Origin of the sequence: Veillonella montpellierensis DSM 17217, assembly GCF_000426745.1 — a bacterium.
In the GTDB taxonomy this organism is placed as follows: domain Bacteria; phylum Bacillota; class Negativicutes; order Veillonellales; family Veillonellaceae; genus Veillonella; species Veillonella montpellierensis.
This window is the reverse complement of the sequence record NZ_AUFY01000038.1, coordinates 1-1,446: the sequence shown is the minus strand read 5'-3', so window position 1 is coordinate 1,446 and position 1,446 is coordinate 1. Positions and strand designations below refer to the sequence as shown.

Below are 1,446 nucleotides of genomic sequence, written 5' to 3'. Positions count from 1 at the left end.
GACGCCATTTTACCATCTAACGCAGTTTTTACGGTAGCGCCAGTTACGAGGTTCGCATTCGTTGCTTTGTCGTCGATAGTACCACCGCCAAGTTTAGCTATCCAGTTTGCTTTCGCTGCATCATCAATGTTCTTTGCATCTTTATCAGCTTTCTTGGAAAGATCACCACCGCTTTGTGCAGTGATATCATCAATTCTACTATTGATATTCGTAATGCTTGTATTACCAGCTAAATCAATTTTACTACCATCAATGCCGTAGGTAATCTTATTGCCAGCTTTACTAACGGTTAAACCTGCATCAGCTTTTTCTACGGCAAATTCAACGGTTGGTGCAGCCTTAGCATTAAGGACTACCGCACTAGAGTCTTCGCCAACTTTTAGATTGAAACCAGCTGTTAAGTTATTATTTAAGTTCGTAACATTTGTTTTAAGAGTAGTAATATCCCCCGCATTTTGTGTCACTTGCTCTGCTATCGGATGTACATAGTTGTATACAGTTTCACCAGTGACAATGCCTGTGTCCTTATCAGCAATTTTACCATCTTTTGCAACTGTTACTGTGAATGTTTTGATATGGCTATCTTTATCCGTTGCAGATGTTACGGTAGCGCCACCTGCACCTGTTACATCTACTAAGCCCGTAATGACATCTTTACCAGCATCATCAATATTGCTTAATGTAGTATTCGCCTTACCAGCCATATCGGTAGTATAGGTCACAGTATCTACTTTAGTAGCCATGCCATTATTGTAGGTAGTCGTATCTACTTTTTTATCTAACGCAGTTTTTACGGTAGCGCCAGTTACGAGGTTTGCTTTCGTTGCTTCGTTGTCGATAGTACCATCGCCAAGTTTAGCTATCCATTTTGCTTTCGCTGTAGCATCAATGTTGGTTGCATTTTTATCAGCTTTATTGGAAAGTGCGCCATCAGTCTTGGTAATGTTAGTAATTGCAGTATTGATATCTTTAACACTTTTATTATTACTAATATCAAGGTTTTCGCCTAGTTTAGCATTCGCTGTCACGGTAACGGTTGGAGCCGCTGCATCACCGCCTACGGTTACATCGATTTTATCTTTTTCTCCTAAGAATTGAATAGTAGGATGGGATGTTTTGGTTAAGCTTATATTCTTTGTATTCGTATTATCTTTATCACTGATGGAGAAGTTAGCCGATATATTCTCGATTGGTGTCGAGTTACTATTGATATTACTAATAATGTCTCCTTCGATTGCTTTCGCCAATTCCCCTTTATTAATACCGTAAGTAATCTTGTTACCAGCACGAGTAACGGTCAAGCCTTTTGATGCGTCTTCAGTAGCTACATCAAAGATAACATCGTTATTGGTATTATCAATTGTTTTACCTTTTTTTGCTTCTTCATCTTTTGCATTAGCATCCGAAGACGCTTTCAATACCCAAGACGCCATTTTACCATCTAAC

1 protein-coding gene is annotated in these 1,446 nt (G+C 39.1%); it reads right to left on the bottom strand.

From position 1 onward, the window contains the following. The coding region (locus K357_RS09810) for a hypothetical protein (protein ID WP_038113892.1) at positions 1 to 1,446 on the bottom strand (1,446 nt) is incomplete at both ends.